We start from the raw sequence: 26063 nt of genomic DNA, 5'->3' as shown, positions 1-26063 counted from the left end.
ATTTTTGTAGATATTTTTTTTAATGGTAGTTTTACCGCTTCATTTATTATTTTAAAGATAATTTCATCATATGGGAATTAAAAACAGGTTGATTATAATGAGCTTTCTTCAATTTTTTGTTTGGGGAGCCTGGCTTATAACAATTGGAAATTATTGGTTTGGAACTAAAAATTGGGAAGGAACCCAATTTGGTCTTGTTTTCGGAACCATGGGAATTGCTTCTTTATTTATGCCTACTCTAACAGGAATCATTGCTGACAGATGGGTAAATGCTGAAAAATTATATGGATTATTACATATATTTTATGCGGTAGTTTTATTTGGTATTGCACAAGTTACTACACCGGATAATTTTATATATGTAATGTTTGCTGCAATGTGTTGCTATATGCCAACAATTGCATTAAGTAATTCAATTTCGTATACTTCGTTAAAACTGAACAATAAAAATATAGTAAAAGATTTTCCGCCTATTCGCGTTTGGGGAACTATTGGTTTTATTGCCGCAATGTGGATTACTAATTTAAGTGGAAGTAAAGCAACGGAGTATCAGTTTTATATTGCCGGAGTTGGCGCATTAATTCTTGGAATTTACGCTTTTACATTACCAAAATGTAAACCACAACGTTTAACGAAAGAAGATGCTACACTAACAGAAACTTTAGGTTTAGAAGCTTTTAAGTTGTTTGGAAACTATAAAATGGCTTTGTTTTTTGTGTTTTCTATGTTTTTAGGAGGCGCTTTGCAACTAACAAATGCTTACGGTGATGTTTTCTTAGATGAGTTTAAACATTTTCCTAAATATGCTGATTCTTTTGTAATTCAGTATTCTACTATTATTATGTCGATTTCTCAGGTATCAGAAACTTTGTTTATTTTGGCAATTCCGTTTTTCTTAAGACGTTTTGGTATCAAACAAGTAATGCTTATTAGTATGCTTGCCTGGGTATTACGTTTTGGTTTATTTGCGTTTGGAGATCCTGTAGGAGGTTTATGGATGATCATTTTATCTTGTATCGTTTACGGAATGGCATTTGATTTCTTTAATATTTCAGGTTCGTTATTCGTAGAAAGTAATACAGATTCTAAAATACGTTCATCAGCTCAGGGATTATTTATGATGATGACTAATGGAGTAGGAGCAGTTTTAGGAAGTTTAACTTCTGGTTGGGCAATCGACCGTTTCTTTACAAAATCGTTTAGCAATACAACTGAATTGGCAGGTTTTTTACAAACAGAAGCTACGAACTCTAAAATGTTGGAATTTGTAAAAGGACAGGGAAATACAATTTCTACAGATGGAATTTTTACAAATCCAATTTTGATGAAAGACTGGCATACGATCTGGTTATCGTTTGCAGCTTATGCTTTGGTTATTGCAATTGCTTTTGCAGTTTTATTCAAACACAAACATGATCCTAAAGAAATAGAGAATTTGAGTCATTAATGACCTATTTAGATATAAAATCCCGTTTTCGATTTATTGAAAACGGGATTTTCTTTTTTAGTTTATATGTATATTTGATTATTCATGTAATAGTACAATATGCAAAGCCAACAAAAAATAATTCCGCCTTTTAGAGCTATTAGTTCAAAACCAATGTTATTTCTAAATTTTATATTTGGCTTATTTTGGGTATTTTTTGTTCTTTTTTTCGTTGCAGGGATTGTGTTTATGCTTTTTACTTCTCCAGAAGATATAGGGTTAGATGTTATAGCATCTGTCTTTTTGTTTTTAATATTTTTTATTGCTTTAGCCGGTATAGTAGTATTGTTGGTTTATTCAAGAAAAAAAATGTCTACAACTACTATAATAGACGAAAAAGGAATTCGGTATTTGAATAAATTCAATAGCAAAATTGTCAAAGAAGTACCTTGGAGCAGTTTTGCAAAAAGAGAAAAACTAGAGCATGTTTTTGAACCTCCAAAATACGATGTGACTTCTATTACACCAATGAAATCATTTTATGATCAGTTTTATTGGCCCGTTTTAATTGATGATAAAGTAACCGTTCATAACGATGCATTTTTAGGAAGGCATTTTTTTGCCATGTTTTATGCAAATCGATTAGAATTGATCAGAACATTTATGTTAGGAGTTGCTCATTATAGACCTGATATTACTGTTGATCCCATCATTTTTACCAATCATTATATCAATCCTGAAGATTATAGTATTGATTATCGTCAACAGAAACGGGTTAGAATTATGGCAGCTGTGTTTTGTATCGTTGTTTTAGGACTTATCTATTATTTTGTAAATTGAGAAGTTTTGTTTTTGTGACAACCAAAAGTCTTTACATATTTAGGTTTTAAACTTTTACAGAATGCAGCTAAGAATAGTAAGTCCAATAAAAATACAAAACCTCTTATCTAGCCCCGATAGAGCGGTTATCCTTTTATGGTGTCCCGAGGCTTCGGGATTCATAAAAGATAGGAGCGAAAGCGGGACTTCAGGCTTTGAAAACCCTTAAATTTGCTGCTCCTGAGCAATTAGCTGATTATCATATAGAATTGTTTTGCTATTACAAATAAATGTATTAATTTTGCAAACCTTTTGGCAGAGAAGAGTTTCCATTAGGTATCAACTATTTATGTAAAACAACTTCTGTTTTTTCTATCGCTTTATGAAACTCGAGAAAAGCAGAATACAAATTTTTTATCAGCATGTCTGAACAATTAAAATCACAAGAAGAGTTTTTAGCAAATTTTAACTGGCATAACTTCGAAGAAGGTATCGATGCAGTAGATGAGAAAAACTTACAAGAATTCGAAGACTTAGTATCAAAAACTTTCATCGCTACAGACCAAGAAGAAGTAGTTGAAGGTGTAGTTGTTAGAATTACAGATAGAGACGTTATCGTTGATATCAACGCAAAATCGGAAGGTGTTATTTCTTTAAACGAATTCCGTTACAACCCAAACTTAAAAGTAGGTGACAAAGTAGAAGTATTAATCGACATCCGTGAGGATAAAACAGGTCAATTAGTATTATCTCACAGAAAAGCACGTACTATTAAATCATGGGATAGAGTTATTTCTGCAAACGAAACAGGAGAAATCGTTAATGGTTTTGTAAAATGCAGAACTAAAGGTGGTATGATCGTTGACGTTTTCGGAATTGAAGCTTTCTTACCAGGATCTCAAATTGACGTTAAGCCAATTAGAGACTACGATGTATACGTAAACAAAATGATGGAATTCAAAGTGGTAAAAATTAACCACGAATTCAAAAACGTTGTTGTATCTCACAAAGCTCTTATCGAAGCTGATATTGAAGTACAGAAAAAAGAAATCATCGGTCAATTACAAAAAGGACAAGTATTAGAAGGTGTTGTTAAAAACATTACTTCTTATGGTGTGTTTATTGACTTAGGTGGTGTTGACGGATTAATTCACATTACTGACCTTTCTTGGAGTAGAATCAACCACCCAAGTGAAGTTCTTGAATTAGACCAAAAATTAAACGTTGTAATCCTTGATTTCGATGATGAGAAAACAAGAATTCAATTAGGATTGAAACAATTAAACGCTCACCCATGGGATGCTTTAGATGCTAATTTAACTATTGGTGATAAAGTAAAAGGTAAAGTAGTTGTAATCGCTGATTACGGTGCATTTATCGAAGTTGCAGAAGGTGTTGAAGGTTTAATTCACGTTTCTGAAATGTCATGGTCTACTCATTTACGTTCTGCTCAGGATTTCGTAAAAGTTGGAGATGTTGTTGAAGCTGTTATCTTAACTTTAGATAGAGATGACCGTAAAATGTCATTAGGTATCAAACAATTGACTCAAGATCCATGGACTGATATCACTTCTAAATACCCAGTAGGTTCTAAACATACAGGTATCGTTAGAAACTTTACAAACTTTGGTATTTTCGTAGAATTAGAAGAAGGAATTGATGGATTAATCTACATTTCTGACCTTTCTTGGACTAAGAAAATCAAACACCCATCTGAATTTGTAAATGTTGGTGAAAAACTTGATGTAGTTGTATTAGAATTAGATGTTGAAGGACGTAAATTATCTTTAGGTCACAAACAAACTACTGCTAATCCTTGGGATCAATACGAAGATTCTTTCGCTGTAGGAACTATCCACAATGGTGAAATTTCTGAAATCGTTGACAAAGGAGCTACTGTAGAATTCGGAGATGATATCGTTGCTTTCATTCCTACTCGTCACCTTGAAAAAGAAGACGGAAAGAAATTGAAAAAAGGTGATACTGCTGATTTCAAAGTAATCGAATTTAACAAAGAATTCAAAAGAGTAGTTGCTTCTCACACTGCTATCTTCCGTGAAGAAGAAGAGAAAAACGTGAAAGCTGCAACTGAAAATACTTCATCTAACTCTTCTACAAATGCACCAGCTGCAACTTTAGGAGATAACAATGATGTATTAGCTGCATTGAAAGCTAAAATGGAAAAAACTGAGAAAAAATAATTCTTAGTTTTCTCTAAATAGAAAGTCCCACAGCAATGTGGGACTTTTTTTTGCTTTATGTTTTTAATTTTAAGATATTTTAACAAATAAAGTTGTGTTATTATTTTAAAAAGTTATTTTTGTTTGAAAATATAAACATATGAAGAAACTTTACTTTTTAGTTACAGCTTTATGCTTTTTTAACGGTTTGAGTGCGCAGGTTATTAATTTTCCTGATGCGGTTTTAAAAAATATTTTGATTTCTACAAATTGTGTCGACAATAATAATGATGGTATAGCCGATAGTGATGCTGATACTAATAATGATAATGAGATTGATTATAATGAAGCTAGTGTAATTAACAATCTATATTTGGATGGAAATATTAGCTCTTTAGAAGGTTTTGATTCTAATAATTTTTCAGGATTGAAAAACTTGAGTATTAAAAATACTTCTTTAACTAAAATAAGCCTTTCCTATTTTGGTTCATTAAAGATTTTAAAAATAAATAATAATTTACAATTAAAATCTTTGCTTTTAACTTATCTAACTTCTTTATCAACTCTTGATTGTTCTAATAATCAATTGAATTTTATAAAAAGAGATAATACCAATAATATCGCTAACGTTAATTGTAGTTATAATAATTTCACTACACTGTATTTTTCAGATACAAACGCATTAACTAATTTAAACTGTTCAAATAATAACATTTCAACTTTATTTTTAAATCGTCTATATAACGTTTTTAGTTCTCTGGAGTTTAATAATAATTTAAATTTAAACTCTATTTGTGCATATCAAAGTGATATTTCATTAATTCAAAATAAATTAGCAGAATATGGAATTTCTAATGTTACAGTAGTAAATTCTTGTGCTTTACCTCAATGTGCAGCAGGAACCATATGTTTTGATGATGAAAATTTTAAAAATTCTATTTTAAGTAATACAACTATTGATTTAAACTTTGATGGTGAAATTCAATTTTCTGAAGCATTACAAGTAACTAAAATGAGCATAGCTTCAAATGTGAAATCAATTAATACAATCAAGTATTTTACCAACTTAAAAAGTTTAACTATTGTTAGCACTCAAATTGGAGGAACAATAGATTTAACCAGTTTGGTTAATTTAGAAGATTTGACTGTAGAATGGAACAGTAGTTTTTCAACATTAAAAATGGATGATTTAGTTAACTTAAAGACTTTAAATGTTAATAATAATCATAATTTGTCCGGTTTGTATGCAAATGGACTTACAAATCTTAGCAGTGTTAAATGTAATATAAATCAATATTTATCTGTTTTTCAAATGAAAAACTCCTCTAATTTATTAACTATTGATTGCTCAAACAATGCTATTACATCTTTAGATTTATTAAACGGTACAAACATAAAATCCATTAAATGCAGTAATAATAACATAGCTTATTTAAACACTGGTTCTACAACAAATTTAATTGATTTAAATTTTTCCGGAAATAAAATTACCTCTTTTACTTTTTTACCATTTGTAAATTTGCAAACGCTTAACTTTTCTGCAAATCCAATATCAATTTTTGATTTAACGGGGTTAAATAATTTGCAAAAACTTGAATGTCAAAGTACAAAGCTTTCAAAAGTAGATGTTTCCTATTTACCTAATCTAAAAGAATTAAATTGTGGATATAATAATATTTTAACCGATATTTTTATTAAAAATAATAATCCTAATCAGGATTTGATAAAATTAGACATAATTGGAAATTTAAATCTTAAACATATTTGTGCAGATATTATAGATTTTAATGTTATTCAAAAAAGCATAGATTTAAGTGGTTTAAATAATGTCTTATTAGATTCTAGTTGTAGCTGCTTAGGTGCTTGCAGTGATGCAATTATTAATATTCCAGATCCAATTTTTAAAGCAAAATTATTATCTGCAACTAATCAAAATTATGTGGCAAGGAATTTATCTGGTTCTTATTTTAAAATTGATGCTAATAATGATAAAGAAATACAATTAAGCGAAGCATTCAATGTTTATTCTTTGACGTTGAATGAAAGTAATATTTCTTCTTTGCTTGGAATTGAATATTTTGTGAATCTTGGAGTATTAGATTGTTATATGAATAAAATTAAATTGCTTAACGTTAGTAATTTATCAAAATTAACTTCCATTCAATGTCAGATTAATGGCTTAACTTCATTAAATATAAGTGGTTTAACAAAAATTCAACGACTTATTTGTTCTACAAATAGTTTAACATCTTTGGATCTTAGCAATTTAACCGAATTATCGCATCTTGACTGTTCAGGAAACCAATTGTCATCATTAATGATAAAAAATGGAATAAATGAAGATCGACTTTATATTACTCAAAATCCCAATTTAAAATACATTTGTGCTGACGAATCTCAAATCGCAGCTATACAGTCACAACTTTTATCAGCAAATATGAAAGATTGTAATGTTAATTCGTATTGTACATTTAAACCAGGAGGTAAGTTTTATGCAATTAAAGGAAATAATAGATTAGATTTAAATAATAATGGATGTGACAATGGAGATATTAAATTTCAAAATATGAAAGTTAATATTGCAAGTCAAACTATAACAAACAGTTCTGCATCTGATGAAAATGGTGATTACAATTATTATGTTAAATCGGGATCTTATGATGTTACTCCAATACTAGAAAACCCAGCGTATTTTAATGTTTATCCAACAACAGTTAAAGTTACTTTTCCAACAGAATCGAGTCCATTTACTCAAGATTTTTGTATTACTGCAAACGGTGTTCATCCAGATTTAGAAGTTGTTTTATTGCCATTAGAACCTGCAAGACCGGGTTTTAACGCTACATATAAAATTATCTATAAAAATAAAGGAAATACTACGCAATCTGGCTCAGTTAATTTAAGTTTTGATGATGCTGTTTTAGATTTCGTTACAGCAAAACCAATATCGGTGACTAATTCCTTTAATAATTTATCTTGGAATTTTGTTAATTTATTCCCATATGAAACTCGCGAAATTAAATTTACTGTAAATGCAAATTCTCCAATAGAAAGACCAGCATTAAATATTGGAGATATATTAAAATTTAAAACAACAATAGAAGGCGCTGTAACAGACGAAACTCCAATTGATAATACATTTACTTTAAATCAAACTGTTGTTGGTTCTTATGATCCAAACGATAAAACTTGTTTAGAAGGTTCCGTTATCACGCCAAGTTTGATAGGCGAGTATGTACATTACATGATCCGCTTTGAGAATACAGGAACCTATGCTGCACAAAACATCGTTATAAAAGATATGATTGATTTATCTAAATTTGATATTTCAAGTTTAGTTCCAACCAGTTCAAGCCATTCCTTTGTAATTAAAATATCAGAAGGAAATAAAGTAGAATTCATTTTTGAGAATATCAATCTTCCTTTTGATGATGCCAATAATGATGGTTATATCGCTTTTAAAATCAAGACAAAACCAACATTAAAAGTGGGAGATACGTTTGAAAACGAGGCAAATATTTATTTTGATTATAATTTTCCAATTTTAACCAATAAAGCTACTTCAAAATTTGAAACTACATTAGGAACGTCTGATTTTGTGTTTTCTAATTATTTCATTTTGTATCCAAATCCTACAAGTGATATTTTAAATATCAATACGACAAAAGATATAGAGATAAAATCGTTAACCATTTATGACATTTTGGGGCAAGTTGTTATTGCAATTCCTAATGCGCAAACGGTTTCTAACATTGATGTATCGAAGCTTAGAACTGGAAATTATTTTATAAAAGTAAAATCAGATAAAGGAAGTTCAAGTATAAAGTTTATCAAGAAATAATTTTCATATATTTCAAATATAAAGTCCCACTTACTGTGGGACTTTTTTTGTTTTAAAGATTTAGTTTTAACAAAATTTAACAAATAAAGTTGTATTATTCTCTTAAAAAGTTATTTTTGTAGTAAAATTAATCTATATGAAGAAAATATACTTTTTAGTTCCTATTCTGTTCTTTTTTAATGTTTTAAGCGCTCAGGTTATTAGTATTCCTGATATCAATCTTAAAATGAAGTTGATATCTATGAATATTGACAAAAACTCAAATTTCGAAATTGAAATTAGTGAAGCATTAAGTGTCCCTTTTTTAGATCTGAGCAATTCAAACATTAGCTCTTTGAGCGGATTAGAAAATTTTACCAATTTAGAGTATTTAAATTGTAGCAACAATCCAATATTTAACAGAATTGATTTTAATTTATTAAAGAAACTTACTTATCTAAATTATTCTAATATTCAAAGTAATACTTATTTTAACATTGACAATTCAAACCTTACTACATTAGTACTTGATGGATCGACAAATTTAAAAGAACTTTATGTTACAGGTAATAAGAATCTAACTTCATTAAGTACAGTTGGAGCAATAAATCTAACAGATCTTTTTTGTACTAATAACAAACTAACATCAATAAATGTAGCTGGATTAGTTAGTCTTAAAAATTTGCAATGCAACAGCAATCAATTGCAAACACTGGACGCGAGTGGGTTACCAAATCTTAAAGGTTTGGGTTGTGGCGGAAATTTATTAACGTCATTGAACGTTACCGGATCAACAAATATTACGAGTTTATCATGTCAAATGAATAAATTACCTAATTTAAATGTGAGCGGTTTAGTTAATTTAGTTAGTTTACTTTGTTATTCTAATCAATTAACAGGCTTGAACGTGAACGGATTAGTAAAATTAAATGAGCTTTATTGTGACGGAAATTTTATTCCTTCATTAAATTTAGCAGGTTTAGTAAGCCTTGATTTCTTAAATTGTACTAATAATCAATTAACAGAATTAAACGTAAACGGGTTAACAAATCTTAAAAGTATAAAATGCGGTTATAATAAATTAGCAGCAATAAATTTAACGGGCTTAACCAGTCTAACAAATTTAGAATGTTATCATAACGAACTTAAAACATTAGATTTAAGTGATTTAAAAAATATTGAGCAATTTAGCTGTTATCAAAATCAGCTTACCTCTTTATTGATTAGAAACGGAAGCAATGAAGCAAAATTGCTTGACTTCTCTCAAAACCCTAATTTACAATATGTTTGTGCTGACGAAAGCCAAATAAGTGATATTCAAATATTAGTAGACAAATACGGCTATACCAATTGTAATGTAAATGCATATTGTTCGTTTAAACCAGTTGGAACGTATTATACCGTTTTGGGAATTAATAAAGTTGATATGGATAATAATGGCTGTGATGCTTTAGACTCAAGTTCGCCAAATTTAAAATTTAATTTATCTGATGGTATAAATACTGCAAGTTTTATATCGAATGCAAACGGAAATTATTCAATTTCTTTTCCTGCCGGTACGCATACAATAACACCGGTTTTAGAAAATTCAACTTACTTTAATATTTCTCCATCTACTTTAAACGTTAGCTTTCCAGCACAAGCAAGTCCGCTAAATCAGGATTTTTGCATAACACCAAATGGCGTTCATCCAGATCTGGAAGTTTCAATTTTGCAAATTGTTCCGGGAAGACCAGGATTTAATTCTGTTTTCAAAATTATTTATAAAAACAAAGGAAATACAACGCAATCTGGCGTTGTAAATCTAGCTTTTCATGATTCAGTTTTAGATTTAATTACTGCAAATCCGGTTGTTGCTACTCAAACAACAAATAGTTTGTCATGGAATTTTACATCCTTGAAACCTTTTGAATCTAAAGAAATTAATGTTACCTTTAAATTAAATGCTCCAACAGAAGTTCCTGCGCTAAATATCGGAAATATTGTGTCGTATCTCGCAACCATAACATCTGCAAGTACAGACGAAAACACATTAGATAATACATTTACTTTTGACCAAACCGTTGTAGGTTCTTATGATCCAAACGATAAAACTTGTCTTGAAGGTTCTGTTATTACGTCAAATTTAATAGGCGAGTATGTTCATTACATCGTTCGCTTTGAAAATACAGGAACATATCAGGCTCAAAATGTTGTTGTAAAAGATCTAATTGATTTGTCTAAGTTTGATATTTCAACTTTAGTTCCAACAAGCTCAAGTCATTCATTTGTAACTAAAATTTCAGATGGAAACAAAGTAGAATTCATTTTTGAGAATATCAATCTTCCTTTTGATGATGCCAATAATGATGGTTATGTAGCTTTTAAAATTAAAACAAAACCAACATTAAAAGCGGGAGACACTTTTGCAAACGAGGCAAATATTTATTTTGATTATAATTTTCCAATTTTAACCAACAAAGCTACTTCAAAATTTGAAACTACATTAAAAACGTCTGATTTCGAGTTTTCTAATTATTTTACTTTGTATCCAAATCCTGTAAGTGATATTTTAAATTTCAATACAAAAGAGGATATAACAATACAATCTTTGGCGATTTATGATATTTTAGGTCAAGTTGTAATAGCAGTTCCTAATGCGCAAACGGTTTCCAGCATTGATGTATCAAAGCTTAGAACTGGTAATTATTTTATAACAGTAAAATCAGATAAAGGAAGTTCAAGTTTGAAGTTTATAAAGAAATAACTTTTAGTTTCATTTAAAGATAAAGTCCCACTTAAAGTGGGACCTTTTTTTGTTTTATATTTTTAATTTTAAGAAAATTTAACAAATAAAGTTGTGTTATTATCTTAAAAAGTTATTTTTGCATGAAAATTACTTATATGAAGAAAATCTACTTTTTGGTTCTGGCTTTAGGCTTTTTTAATGGTTTGTATGCGCAAATAATTAGTATTCCAGATACTAATTTTAAAGATAAATTGTTATCATCAGCACTTTATTCAGATATTGCAAAAGATCTCAATGGCAATAAGATAAAAATTGATTCTAATGGCAATGGCGAAATTGAAATTAGTGAAGCTGAAAAGATAAGCGAACTTTATTTAAACGAAAATGTAGTCATTAAAAGAATAGCTTCATTAACTGGTATTTTATATTTTAAAAATTTAAAGAAAATAACATTAGAATATGGTAATCTTTCTACACTTGATTTAGCTGGATTAGGTAATCTGGAAACTTTATCAATTGAAGGAAACCAACAACTAAAGTCTATCAACTTAAGTGGTTTAAATAATCTTAAAATATTAGATTTATATGGCTGCAAGCTTACGACGCTAGATTTAAGTACTTTGTCCAATCTTGAAAATCTTGATTGCACTGGTTGTAGATTAACCAATATAGATGTAAGTGATTCATTTAATTTGAAAACACTAAATTGTAGTTACAATTTATTTACCTCATTAAGTATTGCTGGTCTAAGTAAGCTTAATAATCTTGTCTGCAGTAATAATCCTATCACTGATTTGAATTTACAAGGATTAGATAATCTACAATTTCTAGAATGTGATTATACTAATTTAACAACTTTAAATTTGAATGGTTTTCCAAAATTAGAGAATGTTTTAAGTAGATGGGGAACATTGACATCAATAAAGATATCAAATTTGCCAAATTTAAAAAGGCTGGAATGTTTTTATAATAACATTACTGATTTTGATGTTACCAATACAAGTAAACTTGAATGGTTGAGTTGCGGCAATAATAATATCAGTAATTTAGATATTAGTGCTTTTAACGAGTTAAAATTTTTAAATTGTGAAACTAATAAAATTAGTTCATTAGAGACTAATAATTTGTCAAAATTAGAAGTCCTGTATTGTGGTATAAATAAATTTACCAGTCTTGATGTTCAATCTTCGCCTAATCTTCAAACTTTATCTTGTTCTAATAATCAGATTAAAATATTAAATTTAGAAAATTTGCCAAAGCTTCTAGAGGTAAATTGCAGTTACAATCAAATTGAATCGTTGGATTTTAATAGCGCTAAAAAGATTTCACAAATTACGTGTAATAATAATAATCTGGTCTATCTATTTGTAAAAAATGGTAAACAGGAAGGATTAGGTTTATATGACAGTTTTAGTTATTATAACAATCCTAATTTAAAATACATTTGCGCAGATGATACTGATATAGAACAAATAGAATATTATTTAGCAAATAATAATATGCCTAAAGTTAATTTAAATACATATTGTTCTTTTACGCCAGGAGGGGATTTTTACACTATTCAGGCATTAAATAAATTTGATCAAAATAATAATGGATGTGATTTAAATGATGTAGTGGTTTATGATATAAAATATAATGTAACAAGTAATTTAAAAACCGGGGTTCTGGTTTCTAATAACTCAAAAATTCCTTCTATTGAACTTCAACAAGGAAATTATAAAATAATACCAGTTCTGCAATATCCAGAATATTTCAATATATCACCAAAAGAAATAACGATTTCTTTTCCCAACGATGCAAGTCCGCGTATAGAAAATTTTTGTATTACTGCTGTTGATAGTCGCAACGATTTAGAGATTATTTTAGTTCCGGGGATAGCAGCTGAGCCGGGCTTTGAAAGCACCTATAATATTGTTTATAAAAATAATGGAAACACAACTCAGTCTGGATTTATTACAGTTAAATTTGATGACACCGTTTTACACTATGTTTCTTCAGATAAAGATTTAATATCTAAATCCGGTAATGAATTAAAATGGGATTTTAATAATTTAAAACCTTTTGAAAGCGGGAATATTACTTTTACCTTATATTTAAACAGACCAACAGATAAACCTGCGGCCAACATAGGAGATATTTTGAAATTTAGTACAAATATTTCTTCACTAAGTTTGGATGAGACTCCATTAAATAATCTATTTGAATTAAAACAAACAGTTGTGGGTTCTTATGATCCAAATGATAAAACTTGTCTGGAAGGGACAATCATAACACCAAATTTAATAGGGGAGTATGTTCATTATATGATCCGCTTTGAAAACACAGGAACCTCTCGAGCAAGAAATATTGTAGTAAAAGACATGATTGATTTATCTAAGTTTGATATTTCTACTTTAGTTCCAACAAGCTCAAGTCATCCTTTTGTAACTAAAATTTCAGATGGAAACAAAGTTGAATTTATTTTCGAAAATATCAATCTTCTTTTTGATGATGCCAATAATGATGGTTATGTAGCTTTTAAAATTAAAACAAAACCAACATTAAAAGTAGGGGACACTTTTGCAAACGAGGCAAATATTTATTTTGATTATAATTTTCCAATTTTAACCAATAAAGCTACTTCAAAATTTGAAACTACATTAGAAACGCCTGATTTCGAGTTTTCTAATTATTTTACTTTGTATCCAAATCCTGTAAGTAATATTTTGAATTTCAATACAAAACAAGATATAACAATACAATCTTTGGCTATTTATGATATTTTAGGGCAAGTGTTAATTGCAGTTCCAAATGCAAAATCAGTTTCTAATATTGACGTTTCAAAACTTAGAACCGGAAATTACTTTATAAAAGTAAAATCAGATAAAGGAAGTTCAAGTATGAAATTTATCAAAAAATAATTCTTAGATTTTATTAAAACAGAAAAAGTCCCATATTGCTATGGGACTTTTTTTATAATTGTTTTCAAAACAAAGGAGTGTTTATTTTGATAATTTTTATTATAATTTTAAGGAGCTATTTCCTGCTGTCCACTGTATCTTTTTCTGTCTAAAGAAGCCAGAAAAAGGATGCCGCTTCCATCAGGGCTAGGGAAGTCGTTGTTATAAGAAACTTTTATATATTTAAATTTTGATCTATTCCAAGAGAAAAAGATAATGCGTTTATTTAGCCGCTAAAATAATATTATCGGGCTGCTAATAACTTTGATTCTTCCGCTGTAAACTCGTCTACAATAGCAAAGGTTTCAATATTTGCAATATTCATTTCATCTAAAATATCGACCAAATTTTTAAAGTTGCTTTTTTTGCTTGGTTTAATAATTACTATCGGACCATTCTTTGGTTTTCCAATATTGGTTGAGTATTCCAAAATAGACATCTTTTTATTTACTAATTCTTTTCGTATACCTTCTAGGCTATAATTAGTTTCTTTTGGGGTTTCAACTGGATATAATAATAAGCCTGAATAGGTTATAATTTTATTGTTGTCATCAAGTAAAATTGTATAAATTCGATTTTCATCAACACATCCTATTGGACCACAAACTGGATCTCTATCAGGTAAAGCTAAGTCAATTCCTTTTGGTTTTGCCAATTCAATTGTGACCATAAAAAATATAATTAACAAAAAAGAGACACTAACCATTGCTGTTAAATCAACTCTTGTACTTAGTTTTTTACTTCTGACTTTTTTAGGTAGATTTTCCATAAAGAATGAATTTAGTTTACTAAAGTTAGCAATAAATTTAACATATGGATGAAGCAACAACTAAAATATTTAAAAATAAATTTTATGATTAAAGGCTTGTTTTTCAGCTATATTTAAGGATATTTCAACTTTTTTCAAACTTTTTTAGATATTTAATAAAACCAAATCGAATATTACCCCGTAAATGAGCTTATAACTTAAAATATTAATTATGAAAACTAGAAAATTTTTAGCCGTAGCAATCTTAGCATTAGGATTTGGATTTACATCATTTGCACAAAAAACTGTAATGGTTGGTGGAGCAGCAATGTACCCAAATAAAAATATTATTGAAAATGCCGTAAATTCAAAAGATCACACTACACTTGTAGCAGCTGTAAAAGCAGCAGACTTAGTAGAAACATTACAAGGTAAAGGGCCATTCACCGTTTTTGCTCCAACAAATGCAGCTTTTGCTAAATTACCAGCAGGAACTGTTGAAACATTATTGAAACCAGAAAACAAAAAAATGCTGCAAACGATCTTGACCTATCATGTGGTTGCAGGAAAAATGAATGCTTCTGATATCGCTAAAGCAATTAAAGCTGGTAAAGGAAAAGCAACTCTTAAAACTGTTAGTGGTGGAACTCTTAGTGCATGGATGAGTGGTAAAGATTTATACATTAGTGACGAAAGCGGAAATAAAGCTAAAGTTACGATTGCTGATGTTAATCAATCTAATGGTGTAATTCACGTTGTGGATACTGTTTTATTACCAAAAAAATAATAAAACTATATTTCCAGATCAAAAAAAGTCCTGCATAAGCGGGACTTTTTTTATTTTATCAAGTTGCAAATTCTATTTTTTAGCCGTTAACGTAGATCCTGCAGAAGCAATTACAACACAAACGACAGCTAAAATTTCAGTAAAAATTAATTTTTCTTGCAAAAATATAAAAGCACAAATAGATGCTGCAGCAGGTTCTAAACTCATTAAAATACTAAAGGTGCGAGGAGGAAGTTGTCCTAATGCTTTCATTTCTAAGGTAAATGGAATTGCACTGGATAATAGCGCTAAAGCGATTCCCATACCAAAAAGTTTTGGAGTAAGATTAGCTAATCCGTTTTCGTAAAAACCAAAAGGAAGAATTAAAATTGCTGCAAATAACATTCCGGTTGATACTGCCTGACCACCATTCATGATTTGAGAAATCTTTCCTCCCAAAACAATATAGGCTGCCCAGAATCCACCAGCTAAAAGTGCAAATACAACTCCTAAAATATCTACACGATCATTTGTCCAGGGAGCAATTAAAGCAATCCCGATAGCAGCCAGCAAAACCCAACAATAATCTATTAAACGTTTTGAACCAATAATAGCAACCAATAACGGACCAATAAATTCTAATGTAACCGCTAACCCGATTGGGATTCTTTCTATTGCCAGATAAAAAATTAAATTCATCGCTCCTAATGATAAACCATAAGGCGCAACAATTTTCCATTGTTGCGGAGTAATCGCTTTTAAGTTTGGTCGATATGCAATTAATAAAATTATTGCAGATACACCAATTCGAATCGATGCTGTTCCTGCTGCTCCAATTGCAGGAAATAAAGTTTTAGCTATTGCTGCTCCGCATTGTACGCTAATAATGGCAAGAAGCACCGCATAAATAGGAGGTATGTTGAATTCTTTGTTTTTCATGGGAAATAATTGATGAGATTAAGAAATGAATTAGAAAAAAATTCTCATTTCTTAAGAAGGGTTGTTGAAATTAATTTCAACCATTTGATTTCAAAATGCTTTTATTCTAAAGCACGTTTAGTTACATAAGCGCGGTAACCAATAATAGCCATTTGCCATTTTTTTGCTTTCGAAATATCCAGGCCTTGTTTGGTAAAACTTGGTAAAAGGACTTTATTTATTTTGGCTAAAATTTTATACATAACTGGTTAATTTTTCTCAAAGATATAAAAAAAAGACCTTGCGTTTAGGCAAAGTCTTTTTGGTGTATATTATAAAGGTATAAAGCAAGTAAATATTAAAATTTCAGAATTAGATTTTGTTCGATCCATTTTTAATTTTCTCCAGCATTTCTTTAGCATTTTTGTGATCTGGGGATAATTCTAATACTTTATTATAGCTTTTTTTCGAATTTTCGAGTTGGTTGCTTTTAAAATAACCATCAGCCAGACTGTCAAATGCATTTTCAGATTTTGGATTTTCTATTGTATTTAATTCTAAAACTTTAATGCCATCTTTTATCCTTCCGTGATCCATCAAGGTGTAACCAATAACATTTAATCGGTATTCAAAATCCCAATCCGGATGATTCTTTTTTATATCCAGATAATTTTGTTCTGCTTTTTTGATATCAAGTTTTAAAAAAGCCTGATTTACTTTTTCGCCAGCGAGATAGTAATCATCTGTAAGAGTTTGATCTACAATTGATGCAACATGATTTATTACCTGACTCTGAACGTACAAAGAGGAATATTTATGCCCATTTGATAAAAATATGATCGTTAATTTATGATCAGGAAATTTTCTAAAAGCCGTTTCATTTCCGCCAGTAAAACCATAGGATAGAATTTTATTTACAGGAACAATTTCCCAGCCATAAGCAAATCGATCCGTTTTATTTGCAAACGCAAATGGCTGCCACATCGAATATTTAGTTTCTTTTTTAAGATAAATATCGTTATCCAGATTTTGGTTCCATTTAATAAATTCCGGTAAAGAAATATTTAAACCATTTGCTGAATGAGCATCAAATCCAAAGTCTGAGATGCTTTTTATATATTTTTTAGTTTCTGCATTATAATTGTATCTGGAAGCACTATTAAGCACTGCTTCACCAAAATTCGATGAAAAATAAACACCTGATTTTACACCTGGAAATTGATTGTTCAAAATATATTCATCAAAACTTAAACTAGTGATTTTCTCGATGATTTTCGCCAGAAATAAATAATTGGTTTGATTATAATTGTATTCATTTCCAGTTACAAATTCCATTGGTTTATTTGATAATAACTTCAATTTTTCATCAAAAGATAATGTAATCGCAATGTCTTCGAACATAACAATATTAGGCAATCCTGAAGAATGAGACAATAAATTTTTGATTTTTACTCCTTGCCATTCTTTAGGCAGATTATTGAGGTATTTAGAAATAGGATCTTCTAATGATAATTTGCCTTGCTCTATAAGCTGAAAAACACCAACGTTTGTGCTTAATTTTGTTGTAGAGAAAATTTTAAAAGCAGTGTTTTTATCCACTGCTTTATTTTCTTCTAATGAAGCTTTTCCGTAATATTTCTCATAAACAACTTTTCCATCTTTAATAACGGCTAATGCTACTCCTGGAATTTCATTTATTGCTATAACTTCTTGTATGTAGTTGTCAATTTTTTGTTCCGTTAAATTTTCTTCCTTTTTTTGACTAAAAGTTAAATTAAAAACGAGTAGCAATACTGTAATAAGAAATGATTTTTTCATTTAAGATTTTTTACTTTCCTTCTCCATTCTTTTCATTTCTTTTTCACGAAGTTTCATATCTCTTTCCTGAAGTTTCATGTCTCTCTCATAAAGTTTCATGTCTTTTTCATATTGCTTCATGTTAAGCTCGTACTCTCTGGAATCCTTACCATATTTTTGTTCCATGTCCTGACCATATTTTTCCATATCGGCACTAAATTTCTCCATGGCAACTTCATATTTCTCCATTTCCTTTTCGTATATCGCTTCTCTTTGAGCCATAATTTCTTCAATTTGTTTTTCAAAAGCTGACATATCCGGTTCAAAGGCTTCCATTTTTTTCTCAAATTCAGCCATCTCTTTTTCAAATTTTGCCATTGCAACTTTATCTTTATGATTTGCAGGCGCAACAGGAGGTTTTGGCATTTTTGACATATCAACAGGAGGAGCTTCAGGCATTGGTCCGCTTGGGAATACCGGTGGAACTGGAGGAATAGGAGCTTCTGCAGGCAATACACGTACATTAGTACCATTTGTTTCGTTTACCTCTACAACACGATTTCCTATTACCATAGGTTTGTCAACTCCGCCATCTGTAACAACGTCGATTTTTTTAGAACCATTGTCTTTTGTTGTAATAACGATTCCGCAGCTTTTTATAGGATTATCTCCTTCAATCTGAATAGTTTGTGCTTCTCCGGTTCCTTTTTGAATATCAACTTTAATAGCTGTTAACTCATTCTTAGAGTTTCTTTTTACATCTGATACTTCCATATCAATATTATGCTCTTTTTTTAATTTTTCAGCAATTTGTTTTAACTCCTGATCCGTTGTATTTTTCTGAAATTTTAAAACATAAATTTGATCTGTTTTCTCAACATGTTCCTGATTTTCTTTTCTCTCTTTTTCCTGTGCGATTGTTTTTATCTGAAATAAAAGCACAAAGGCTACAAGTGCTGGAATAACAGCATAATACTTCCAGTAATTACGTTTTTTTGATTGATTTTTGTTTAACATGACAATTCGTTTTTTGATTAATGATTGATAAAAATGATTGGTGATTGCAACACAGCTTTCATGTGTTGTTATTTTTAAAAGCGTGTATTGATACGCTTTTTTGTCGGATATTTTTTTGGCAGCTTCGTTGTCTGCTATAAATTCAAGATTTTGCAGAATAGCTTTTTTGTAAAGCCAGATAATTGGGTTGAACCAAAATAAAACACAAAATACTCTTGCAACTAATACATCAACAGTATGATTTTGATCGCTGTGTACCTTTTCATGTTCAATAATATTTTCCAGTTCTGCAGCCGTATACATTGATGAGTTGTAAACGATATAATCAAAATAAGAAAATGGAGCAATGTTTTCGTTAATATCTACAAATTTAAAATCAGCTTGCTGTTGTACTTTCTTGCCTTTTAAAACAGAGTTTAAACTATAGAAATCAATAGCAAATTTTGCAAGTAAGGCAAGAAAACCTATCGTATAAATTGCAAGTAGTACATAATTCCAATTAATATCAAAAGATGGATTTTCAATCGCTGGAGAAATATATCCTTTTGAATAATTTATAAGAGAACCAGAAACTGCATTTTGAATAGGAGCAGGTTCAATCCATACAATTTTGGTATAAATCAAAAAAGGCAAAACTAATGAGGTAACTAAACCTGACAATAAAAACCATCTGTTGCTATTGAAAAAAGTCTCTTTGCGGAGTAAAAAATAATATGCGCAATAAAACATTGCTAACAATCCGCTTGATTTTGCGATAAAAATGAAAAGTGTTTCCATAAACTATTATTTTGCTTCTGTAGCGTTTTCAACCATAGCTAAGATTTCGCGTAATTCAGCCGCCGAAATCTTTTCTTCTTTGGCAAAAAATGAAACCATATTTTTGTAAGAACTATTAAAATAGTTGTCGATTGCAGTATTCATATACTTTTTGCTATAAGCTTCTAAAGTAATGATTGGGTAATACTGATGCGTGTTTCCAAAAGCATTGTGCCCCACAAAACCTTTCTCTTCAAGATTACGCACAATAGTAGATAATGTGTTATAATGTGGTTGGTCTTCAGTAATCTGCGCTTGGATTTCTTTTACAAAAGCTTTCTTAAGCTTCCATAAAATGTGCATGATTTCTTCTTCTTTGTTGGTTAGCTTTTGCATTTTCTGATTTTTGAAAATTTAAATAAATCGCTTATTTACGGGTTTCAATGATAATAACACCATTTTTTCCTTTATCTCCATATTTTGCAATTGCCATATCTCCTTTTAAAACATTCATCGTTTTAATATCGCCGGATTTATAGTCATCAAAACTAAAAGTCGCAGGCATTTCGACACCATCAATAATTACAAGCTTTTTTGAGTTAGAATCATTTTTACCTGAATTTGAAACAACAATCATAGACCCTCCATCTTTTGTTGTTATTTTTGTCGTGCTATTGTTATCATCTGAGCTTGTTACTATTGTAGTCTCAGAATTTGTGTTACTATTAGTATTAGTTTTTGTGCTAACAGTAGAATTAGTGCTATCATTTGTTTTTAGTTTAGTTTTCTGTTTTTTTTCTTTTATAATTTTTGGATTTTCATCTGTTTCATCACCAGTTTGGATCCCCACTTTTTTATTGCCATTATGGTCTGTAGTAACAATTATTCCGAAATCTTTGATCGTTTGATTTCCTGTTTGAACAGATTGTGATTGCTGATTTCCGTTTTTTACATCAATTTTAATTGAAGTCAGATCATTGTCAGCATTTCTTTTTATTTCAGAGGTTACAAAGTCAACGTTATGAATTGCTTTTAGTTTTTCTTTAATCTCTTTCAATTCTGCATCTGTAGTAGTTTTTTTGATTTTGTAAACATCTACAGATTTAATTTCTCCTGAAGCTTCCTTTATAACCTGTTGTTTTTCTTTTGCTTCAGTTTTTATCTGAAATAAAAAGACAAAAGCGGCAAGCACCGGAATTACAACATAAAACTTCCATAAATTCCTCTTTTTTGATTGATTTTTGTTTAACATAATGATTCGTTTTTTGATTAATGATTGATAAAAATGATTGGTAATGGCAACACAATTTTCGTGAGTTGTTATTTTTAAAAGCGTGTATTGATATGCTTTTTTATCTGATATTTTTCTGGCAGCCTCACTATCTGCAATAAATTCAAGATTTTGTAAAATAGCTTTTTTGTAAAGCCAAACAATTGGATTAAACCAAAATAGTACACAAAATATTCTCGATACGAGAACATCTATAGTGTGATTTTGCTCGCTGTGTACTTTTTCGTGTTCAAGAATACTTTCTAATTCTGAGGCGCTATACAGTGATGAGTTGTATACGATATAATCAAAATAAGAAAACGGAGCAATGTTCTCGCTAATATCTACAAATTTAAAATCAGCTTGTTGCTTTACTTTTTTACCTTTTAATACAGAGTTTAAGCTATAAAAATCAATTGCAAATTTTATTAATAAAGCTAGCAAACCAATACTGTAAATAGCAATTAGAGCTAAATTCCAATCTATATCAATATTGGTATTCGATTGCGGAGTAGAAAATTGGAAATCAATATTGTTTGAAATCGGAGTAGCATCAACCCAGACGATTTTAGTATAAACTATAAATGGTAAAATTACTGAGGTGAATAATCCCGCCAATAAAAACCATCTGTTATTATTAAAGAAAGTCTCTTTTCGCAATAAAAAATAGTAAGCACAATAAAACAATATTAGCAATGCGCCTGATTTGATGATAAAGGTAAAAAGTGCTTCCATAATGATTATTTTTCTTCTTTTGGATTCTCGATCATAGCTAAGATTTCGCGTAATTCAGCTGCAGAAATTTTTTCTTCTTTGGCAAAAAATGAAACCATATTTTTATAAGAACTATTAAAATAGTTGTCAATTGCAGTCTTCATATACTTTTTACTGTAAGCTTCTAAAGTAATGATTGGGTAATATTGATGCGTATTTCCAAATGCATTATGCGCTACAAAACCTTTCTCTTCAAGATTACGCACAATAGTAGAAAGCGTGTTATAGTGTGGTTGATCTTCGGTAATTTCTGCCTGAACTTCTTTTACAAATGCCTTTTTAAGTTTCCATAAAATGTGCATGATTTCCTCTTCCTTGTTCGTTAACTTTTGCATGTTTTCTAATTTTAATTCAAACCTACAACTATTTCTCTAGTTACGCAACTATAAATATAGTTATTTAACTAAAAAACACGTTGATTTGTTTTTGAAGTTATATAAATTTAGTTTTAATTGTTTGGTAATCAGTGTTTAAAATAGTGGTTGAATTTTACCGCAAAGTGCGCAAAGTTTTTTTATTTGGAGTGTGATTTTTATAAAACACAAAAAGTTCGCAAAGCTTTGTGATGAAAAAGCTTTGCGAACTTTATGTTTTATGTAGATACTCCTTTAAAAATAACTTAGTAAACTTTGCGTAAAATCTTCGCGAACTTTGCGGTAAAATTTCGAACCCAATTTAAAAATAAGAATTAACTAATTTTCTCATCTAATAAAGCTCTTCTAATCCAAAAGCAGCAAAGTGTTGCAAAAACACCTATAGAAGCCATAAATAACCAATTGATCTGATAACCGAGACGAGAAATGATTTCAAAACCAACTTTTGAGCTTATAATATGTGCCAAACTAAAACTCATAGTATAAAGTGCCATATAACGTCCTTCCTGACCTCGCGGTGCACGGCTTAAAGCAAAAGCATTTGAAAACGGAAAGGTTAGGATTTCTCCAATCGAAATACAAATCATACTAATAACCAGAACTCCGGCCCAGATATTTATTAGTAATAAGAAGAAGCTCAGCGCCATAATAAATGATCCCAGAATAATGATCCTGATTTTAGCAAATCCTTTTCTCTCCATAAAGCCAACTGTTGGCATTTCGAGCGCAAAAATCAAAAGTCCGTTTAAAGTCATTAATAAACCCGTTTGAAATTCACTTAAACCAAATTTTTCATTATGATATAAAGGCAGAGTCGTAAAAAGCTGAAAGAAAATCATTGCCGTTACAAAACTCACAAATAGAAATACCCAAAATATTTTATCATGAAAAACCGATTTTATTTCGGCTGCATTTTCTGTTTTATCATCATGAGCCACTTTTTTCTTCTCTTTTACCAATAAGGCAAAAATAGAAATCGAAATAATACACGAAGCGCCATCAACCCAGAATAAACCTGAATATCCAATTCCCATAATAATCAAACCACCTAAAGCAGGTCCGGCAGCAAAACCAAGATTTACTGCTAAACGTACTAAGGTTAAGGCACGGGTTCTGTTTTCGGGCTTCGCATAAGCGCCAAGAGAAACAAACATAGCCGGTCTAAACATATCCGCAATTGTCATTAAAACAAACATAGCAACACATAATGCCCAGAAAGTGGTAATATATTGTATGAAGAAAAGAGCAACACCGCTGGTAAATAAACTAAAAATCATGATTTTATAGAAACCTATTTTATCAGAAAGTTTTCCGCCCAGCCAGGAACCTAACATCGAGCCCAAACCAAAAGCGACCATGATCCAACCTACCTGATTATAACTAAATTGGAGATCTTCTTTTAAATATTTTGATAAAAAAGGAAGTACCATAGTTCCGGCACGATTGATAAAAGTAACGATTGTAAGTATCCAAATTTCTCTTGAAAATCCTTTAAAATTATTGATGTAGTGACTAAAAGCGGTCTTGAGCATTATAAATAAGTTATTTGCAACAAAGTTAAGAAACTTTGTAGAGATCATGAGTTGCTGCTTTGTTACTTTTAAACTATTTTTGCTCAAAATTTAGAAGATGAAAAATGTTATCGCTTTTCTGGTATTACTGTTGGTAAATTTTTGTTTTGGTCAGAATAAATTTGATCAGAATGAAGCTGAAAAATTCCAAAAGACAATCAATGGTGAATATGCTGACGCTAAAACAAGTCCGTTGATGGAAGAAGATCTGAAAACTTTTAAAAGTTTAGATTTTTATCCTATAAGTGCAAAATATTTTGTGAATGCAAAATTTGAGAAAGCAAAAAACGAAAAAGTTTTCGAAATGAAAACTACCGGAACCAGAACACCAAAATATATTAAATACGGAACGTTATATTTTACAATAGATGGTGTTGACCTTAAACTAAACGTATATCGAAATATAGAACTTTCGAAAACTAAGGAATACAAAGATCATTTGTTTTTACCTTTTTCAGATTTAACTTCAGGTAAAGAAAGTTATATAGGAGGAAGATATATCGATTTAAAAGTTCCAAAGGGCAATACAATTGCAGTCGATTTTAATCAGGCTTATAATCCGTATTGTGCTTATAATCATAAGTATTCCTGTCCTTTAGTTCCGCTGGAAAATGATTTGAATGTAGAGATTAAAGCCGGAGTTAAAACATTTCATTAATGGAATTCTTTAATTTTCATACGCATCAATTTACGAATCAGGCGAATATATTGGAGATGGTAAATCAGTATCCAAATGAGTTTGATGCTGCGATTCCGTATTATTCCATTGGGATTCATCCCTGGTATATAAAAGAAGATCTAATCGATGAAGAGTTGAAAATTATTGAAGAAAAATTACAAACCAAAACGTGTCTGGCAATTGGTGAATGTGGTTTAGACAAACGCATTGACATTCCGTTAGAGCAGCAAACTATAGTTTTCGAAAAACAATTGGCTTTGGCCGAAAAATATAAAAAACCAGTTGTAATACATTGCGTAGCGGCTTATCAGGAAGTTACTGCAATTAAAAAGAGAATGAAAATCTCGGTTCCGATGATTATTCACGGTTTTTCTAAAAACAGTCAAATCGCCAATCAGCTTATTAAGGAAGGATTTTATCTTTCGTTTGGAAAATATTTACTTAAAAACCCAGATTTAAAGACTGTTTTTGAGAGTATTCCAAACGATCGTTTTTTTCTGGAAACAGACACAATCGAAGAAAGCATTGAACAAGTTTATGAGTTAGCATCAGAATACAAAAACATAACCATTAAAGGGTTACAAGAGATTATCTCAAGTAATTATCGGAATGTTTTTGAAAAGTAAAAAACATGAAGTTTGTCACTTTGAGCGAAGTCTAAGGGCTTTAAAATTATAAAAGGGCTTCGACTTCGCTCAGCCTGACAACCTGAAACTTGAAACAAAAGATTAAAATAAACAAAAAATAACAAAGAAAGATATATGGCAGAGTGGACAGAAAGAGCCGAACTTTTATTTACAAAAGAAGGATTACAGAACTTACAAAACTCTAATGTTTTAGTTGTAGGTTTAGGAGGAGTTGGATCATTTGCAGCTGAGTTTTTAGCAAGGGCAGGAGTAGGAAACATGACAATTGTAGATGGTGATGTTGTAGATATTACCAACATTAACAGACAATTGCCAGCTTTGCACTCAACAGTTGGTCAGCCGAAAATTACAATTGTAGGAGATCGTTTAATGGATATTAATCCGGAATTGAAACTGACCCGCGTACAAGAGTTTTTGTCTCCGGAGAGAGCTTTTGAGATCGTTTCTCCTGAGTTTGATTATGTATTGGATTGTATTGACAGTATAACGCCAAAATTAAATCTGATTATTGCAGCCAAACGCAAAAGAGTAAAAATTATAAGCAGCATGGGCGCCGGCGGAAAAATGCTTGCTTCTAAAGTAAAAGTAACGGATATTTCGAAAACGATAAATTGTTATTTTTCTAAAGCGATCAGAAAGCGCTTAAAAGCAGAAAAAATAAACAAATTAAAAGTGGTTTTCTCTTCTGAAATTCAAGACGAAAAAAGCCTAAAACTAACTGACGGAAAAAACTTCAAAAAGTCATTTTACGGAACAAACAGCTATATGCCAGGATTATTTGGTCTTTACACAGCTGAAACAGTGATTAGATATTTGCTTAAAAAATAAGGT

Annotated in this window: 19 protein-coding genes; 10 read left to right on the top strand and 9 right to left on the bottom strand. The window is 30.2% G+C overall.

The features are described from left to right. Positions 1-70: 70 nt before the first annotated feature. The 6 genes from ASF10_RS20975 to ASF10_RS20950 all read left to right on the top strand — a co-directional run bounded on the left by ASF10_RS20975 (position 71) and on the right by ASF10_RS20950 (position 13876). The gene (locus tag ASF10_RS20975) at positions 71-1447 is read left to right on the top strand and encodes a nucleoside permease (protein WP_056253714.1); all 1377 of its coding nucleotides are present in this window, start codon (positions 71-73) and stop codon (positions 1445-1447) included. Positions 1448-1546: 99 nt separating this feature from the next. After that, entirely contained in the window at positions 1547-2266 is a 720-nt protein-coding gene (locus tag ASF10_RS20970; RefSeq protein WP_056253711.1) for a hypothetical protein, read from the top strand. 401 nt (positions 2267-2667) lie between these two features. Then, positions 2668-4446: a 30S ribosomal protein S1 gene (rpsA, locus tag ASF10_RS20965; protein ID WP_056253708.1), complete on the top strand. Its 1779-nt coding sequence runs from the start codon at positions 2668-2670 to the stop codon at positions 4444-4446. A 139-nt stretch (positions 4447-4585) separates the two neighbouring features. Next, positions 4586-8266, top strand: a complete 3681-nt coding sequence (locus ASF10_RS20960; protein WP_157849075.1) for a T9SS type A sorting domain-containing protein — start codon at positions 4586-4588, stop codon at positions 8264-8266. A 136-nt stretch (positions 8267-8402) separates the two neighbouring features. Then, positions 8403-10991 (top strand): T9SS type A sorting domain-containing protein, encoded by a 2589-nt coding sequence (locus ASF10_RS20955; RefSeq protein ID WP_056253705.1) that lies wholly within the window; start codon positions 8403-8405, stop codon positions 10989-10991. A 137-nt stretch (positions 10992-11128) separates the two neighbouring features. Then, positions 11129-13876: a leucine-rich repeat domain-containing protein gene (locus ASF10_RS20950; RefSeq protein ID WP_056253702.1), complete on the top strand. Its 2748-nt coding sequence runs from the start codon at positions 11129-11131 to the stop codon at positions 13874-13876. Between the two features lie 283 nt (positions 13877-14159). Here the strand turns inward: ASF10_RS20950 and ASF10_RS20945 are convergent, their stop codons facing one another. Then, positions 14160-14684 (bottom strand): ExbD/TolR family protein, encoded by a 525-nt coding sequence (locus tag ASF10_RS20945; protein WP_056253698.1) that lies wholly within the window; start codon positions 14682-14684, stop codon positions 14160-14162. A gap of 211 nt (positions 14685-14895) precedes the next feature. On the opposite strand from ASF10_RS20945, the gene ASF10_RS20940 reads away from it, so the two are divergent. Further along, complete coding sequence (locus ASF10_RS20940; protein WP_056253695.1) at positions 14896-15450, top strand: fasciclin domain-containing protein; 555 nt, start codon at positions 14896-14898, stop codon at positions 15448-15450. A gap of 72 nt (positions 15451-15522) precedes the next feature. Here ASF10_RS20940 and ASF10_RS20935 read toward each other — a convergent pair whose 3' ends face one another. The 8 genes from ASF10_RS20935 to ASF10_RS20900 form a co-directional block, all read right to left on the bottom strand. Continuing rightward, complete coding sequence (locus ASF10_RS20935) at positions 15523-16368, bottom strand: EamA family transporter (protein ID WP_056253692.1); 846 nt, start codon at positions 16366-16368, stop codon at positions 15523-15525. A 101-nt stretch (positions 16369-16469) separates the two neighbouring features. Then, positions 16470-16610: a hypothetical protein gene (locus ASF10_RS20930; RefSeq protein ID WP_056253689.1), complete on the bottom strand. Its 141-nt coding sequence runs from the start codon at positions 16608-16610 to the stop codon at positions 16470-16472. 109 nt (positions 16611-16719) lie between these two features. Further along, the gene (locus ASF10_RS20925; protein WP_056253686.1) at positions 16720-18165 is read right to left on the bottom strand and encodes a serine hydrolase domain-containing protein; all 1446 of its coding nucleotides are present in this window, start codon (positions 18163-18165) and stop codon (positions 16720-16722) included. Then, a complete protein-coding gene (locus tag ASF10_RS20920; RefSeq protein WP_056253684.1) occupies positions 18166-19938 on the bottom strand; it encodes a M56 family metallopeptidase in 1773 nt (590 codons plus the stop codon). Between the two features lie 6 nt (positions 19939-19944). After that, positions 19945-20313 (bottom strand): BlaI/MecI/CopY family transcriptional regulator, encoded by a 369-nt coding sequence (locus ASF10_RS20915; protein ID WP_056253682.1) that lies wholly within the window; start codon positions 20311-20313, stop codon positions 19945-19947. A 31-nt stretch (positions 20314-20344) separates the two neighbouring features. Then, positions 20345-21922, bottom strand: coding sequence for a M56 family metallopeptidase (locus ASF10_RS20910; RefSeq protein ID WP_056253679.1), 1578 nt, complete (start codon positions 21920-21922; stop codon positions 20345-20347). Between the two features lie 5 nt (positions 21923-21927). Next, on the bottom strand, positions 21928-22296 hold the full coding sequence (locus ASF10_RS20905; protein WP_056253675.1) for a BlaI/MecI/CopY family transcriptional regulator: 369 nt from the start codon (positions 22294-22296) through the stop codon (positions 21928-21930). A 353-nt stretch (positions 22297-22649) separates the two neighbouring features. Continuing rightward, positions 22650-23867, bottom strand: a complete 1218-nt coding sequence (locus ASF10_RS20900; RefSeq protein ID WP_056253672.1) for an MDR family MFS transporter — start codon at positions 23865-23867, stop codon at positions 22650-22652. A 97-nt stretch (positions 23868-23964) separates the two neighbouring features. On the opposite strand from ASF10_RS20900, the gene ASF10_RS20895 reads away from it, so the two are divergent. From ASF10_RS20895 to ASF10_RS20885, 3 genes are all read left to right on the top strand, one after another. Continuing rightward, a complete protein-coding gene (locus ASF10_RS20895; RefSeq protein ID WP_056253669.1) occupies positions 23965-24564 on the top strand; it encodes a DUF1684 domain-containing protein in 600 nt (199 codons plus the stop codon). After that, positions 24564-25211, top strand: coding sequence for a TatD family hydrolase (locus tag ASF10_RS20890; RefSeq protein ID WP_056253668.1), 648 nt, complete (start codon positions 24564-24566; stop codon positions 25209-25211). Before ASF10_RS20895 ends, ASF10_RS20890 begins: the two co-directional genes overlap by 1 nt. A 135-nt stretch (positions 25212-25346) precedes the next feature. After that, positions 25347-26060: a ThiF family adenylyltransferase gene (locus ASF10_RS20885; RefSeq protein WP_056253665.1), complete on the top strand. Its 714-nt coding sequence runs from the start codon at positions 25347-25349 to the stop codon at positions 26058-26060. Positions 26061-26063: the final 3 nt, after the last annotated feature.

Source organism: Flavobacterium sp. Leaf82, assembly GCF_001422725.1.
Taxonomy (GTDB): Bacteria; Bacteroidota; Bacteroidia; order Flavobacteriales; family Flavobacteriaceae; genus Flavobacterium.
The sequence above is the reverse complement of the archived record's forward strand: the minus strand, read 5'-3'. Positions and strand labels throughout refer to the sequence as shown.

Excerpts from the sequence above, each read along its gene's own strand:
- ASF10_RS20960 (WP_157849075.1), top strand. The coding sequence starts at position 4,586 with ATGAAGAAACTTTACTTTTTAGTTACAGCTTTATGCTTTTTTAACGGT.
- ASF10_RS20945 (WP_056253698.1), bottom strand. The coding sequence starts at position 14,684 with ATGGAAAATCTACCTAAAAAAGTCAGAAGTAAAAAACTAAGTACAAGA.
- rpsA (WP_056253708.1), top strand. The coding sequence starts at position 2,668 with ATGTCTGAACAATTAAAATCACAAGAAGAGTTTTTAGCAAATTTTAAC.
- ASF10_RS20920 (WP_056253684.1), bottom strand. The coding sequence starts at position 19,938 with ATGGAAACACTTTTCATTTTTATCGCAAAATCAAGCGGATTGTTAGCA.
- ASF10_RS20935 (WP_056253692.1), bottom strand. The coding sequence starts at position 16,368 with ATGAAAAACAAAGAATTCAACATACCTCCTATTTATGCGGTGCTTCTT.
- ASF10_RS20910 (WP_056253679.1), bottom strand. The coding sequence starts at position 21,922 with ATGGAAGCACTTTTTACCTTTATCATCAAATCAGGCGCATTGCTAATA.
- ASF10_RS20940 (WP_056253695.1), top strand. The coding sequence starts at position 14,896 with ATGAAAACTAGAAAATTTTTAGCCGTAGCAATCTTAGCATTAGGATTT.
- ASF10_RS20885 (WP_056253665.1), top strand. The coding sequence starts at position 25,347 with ATGGCAGAGTGGACAGAAAGAGCCGAACTTTTATTTACAAAAGAAGGA.
- ASF10_RS20930 (WP_056253689.1), bottom strand. The coding sequence starts at position 16,610 with ATGTATAAAATTTTAGCCAAAATAAATAAAGTCCTTTTACCAAGTTTT.
- ASF10_RS20895 (WP_056253669.1), top strand. The coding sequence starts at position 23,965 with ATGAAAAATGTTATCGCTTTTCTGGTATTACTGTTGGTAAATTTTTGT.
- ASF10_RS20890 (WP_056253668.1), top strand. The coding sequence starts at position 24,564 with ATGGAATTCTTTAATTTTCATACGCATCAATTTACGAATCAGGCGAAT.
- ASF10_RS20915 (WP_056253682.1), bottom strand. The coding sequence starts at position 20,313 with ATGCAAAAGCTAACCAACAAAGAAGAAGAAATCATGCACATTTTATGG.
- ASF10_RS20955 (WP_056253705.1), top strand. The coding sequence starts at position 8,403 with ATGAAGAAAATATACTTTTTAGTTCCTATTCTGTTCTTTTTTAATGTT.
- ASF10_RS20905 (WP_056253675.1), bottom strand. The coding sequence starts at position 22,296 with ATGCAAAAGTTAACGAACAAGGAAGAGGAAATCATGCACATTTTATGG.
- ASF10_RS20975 (WP_056253714.1), top strand. The coding sequence starts at position 71 with ATGGGAATTAAAAACAGGTTGATTATAATGAGCTTTCTTCAATTTTTT.
- ASF10_RS20925 (WP_056253686.1), bottom strand. The coding sequence starts at position 18,165 with ATGAAAAAATCATTTCTTATTACAGTATTGCTACTCGTTTTTAATTTA.
- ASF10_RS20970 (WP_056253711.1), top strand. The coding sequence starts at position 1,547 with ATGCAAAGCCAACAAAAAATAATTCCGCCTTTTAGAGCTATTAGTTCA.
- ASF10_RS20950 (WP_056253702.1), top strand. The coding sequence starts at position 11,129 with ATGAAGAAAATCTACTTTTTGGTTCTGGCTTTAGGCTTTTTTAATGGT.
- ASF10_RS20900 (WP_056253672.1), bottom strand. The coding sequence starts at position 23,867 with ATGCTCAAGACCGCTTTTAGTCACTACATCAATAATTTTAAAGGATTT.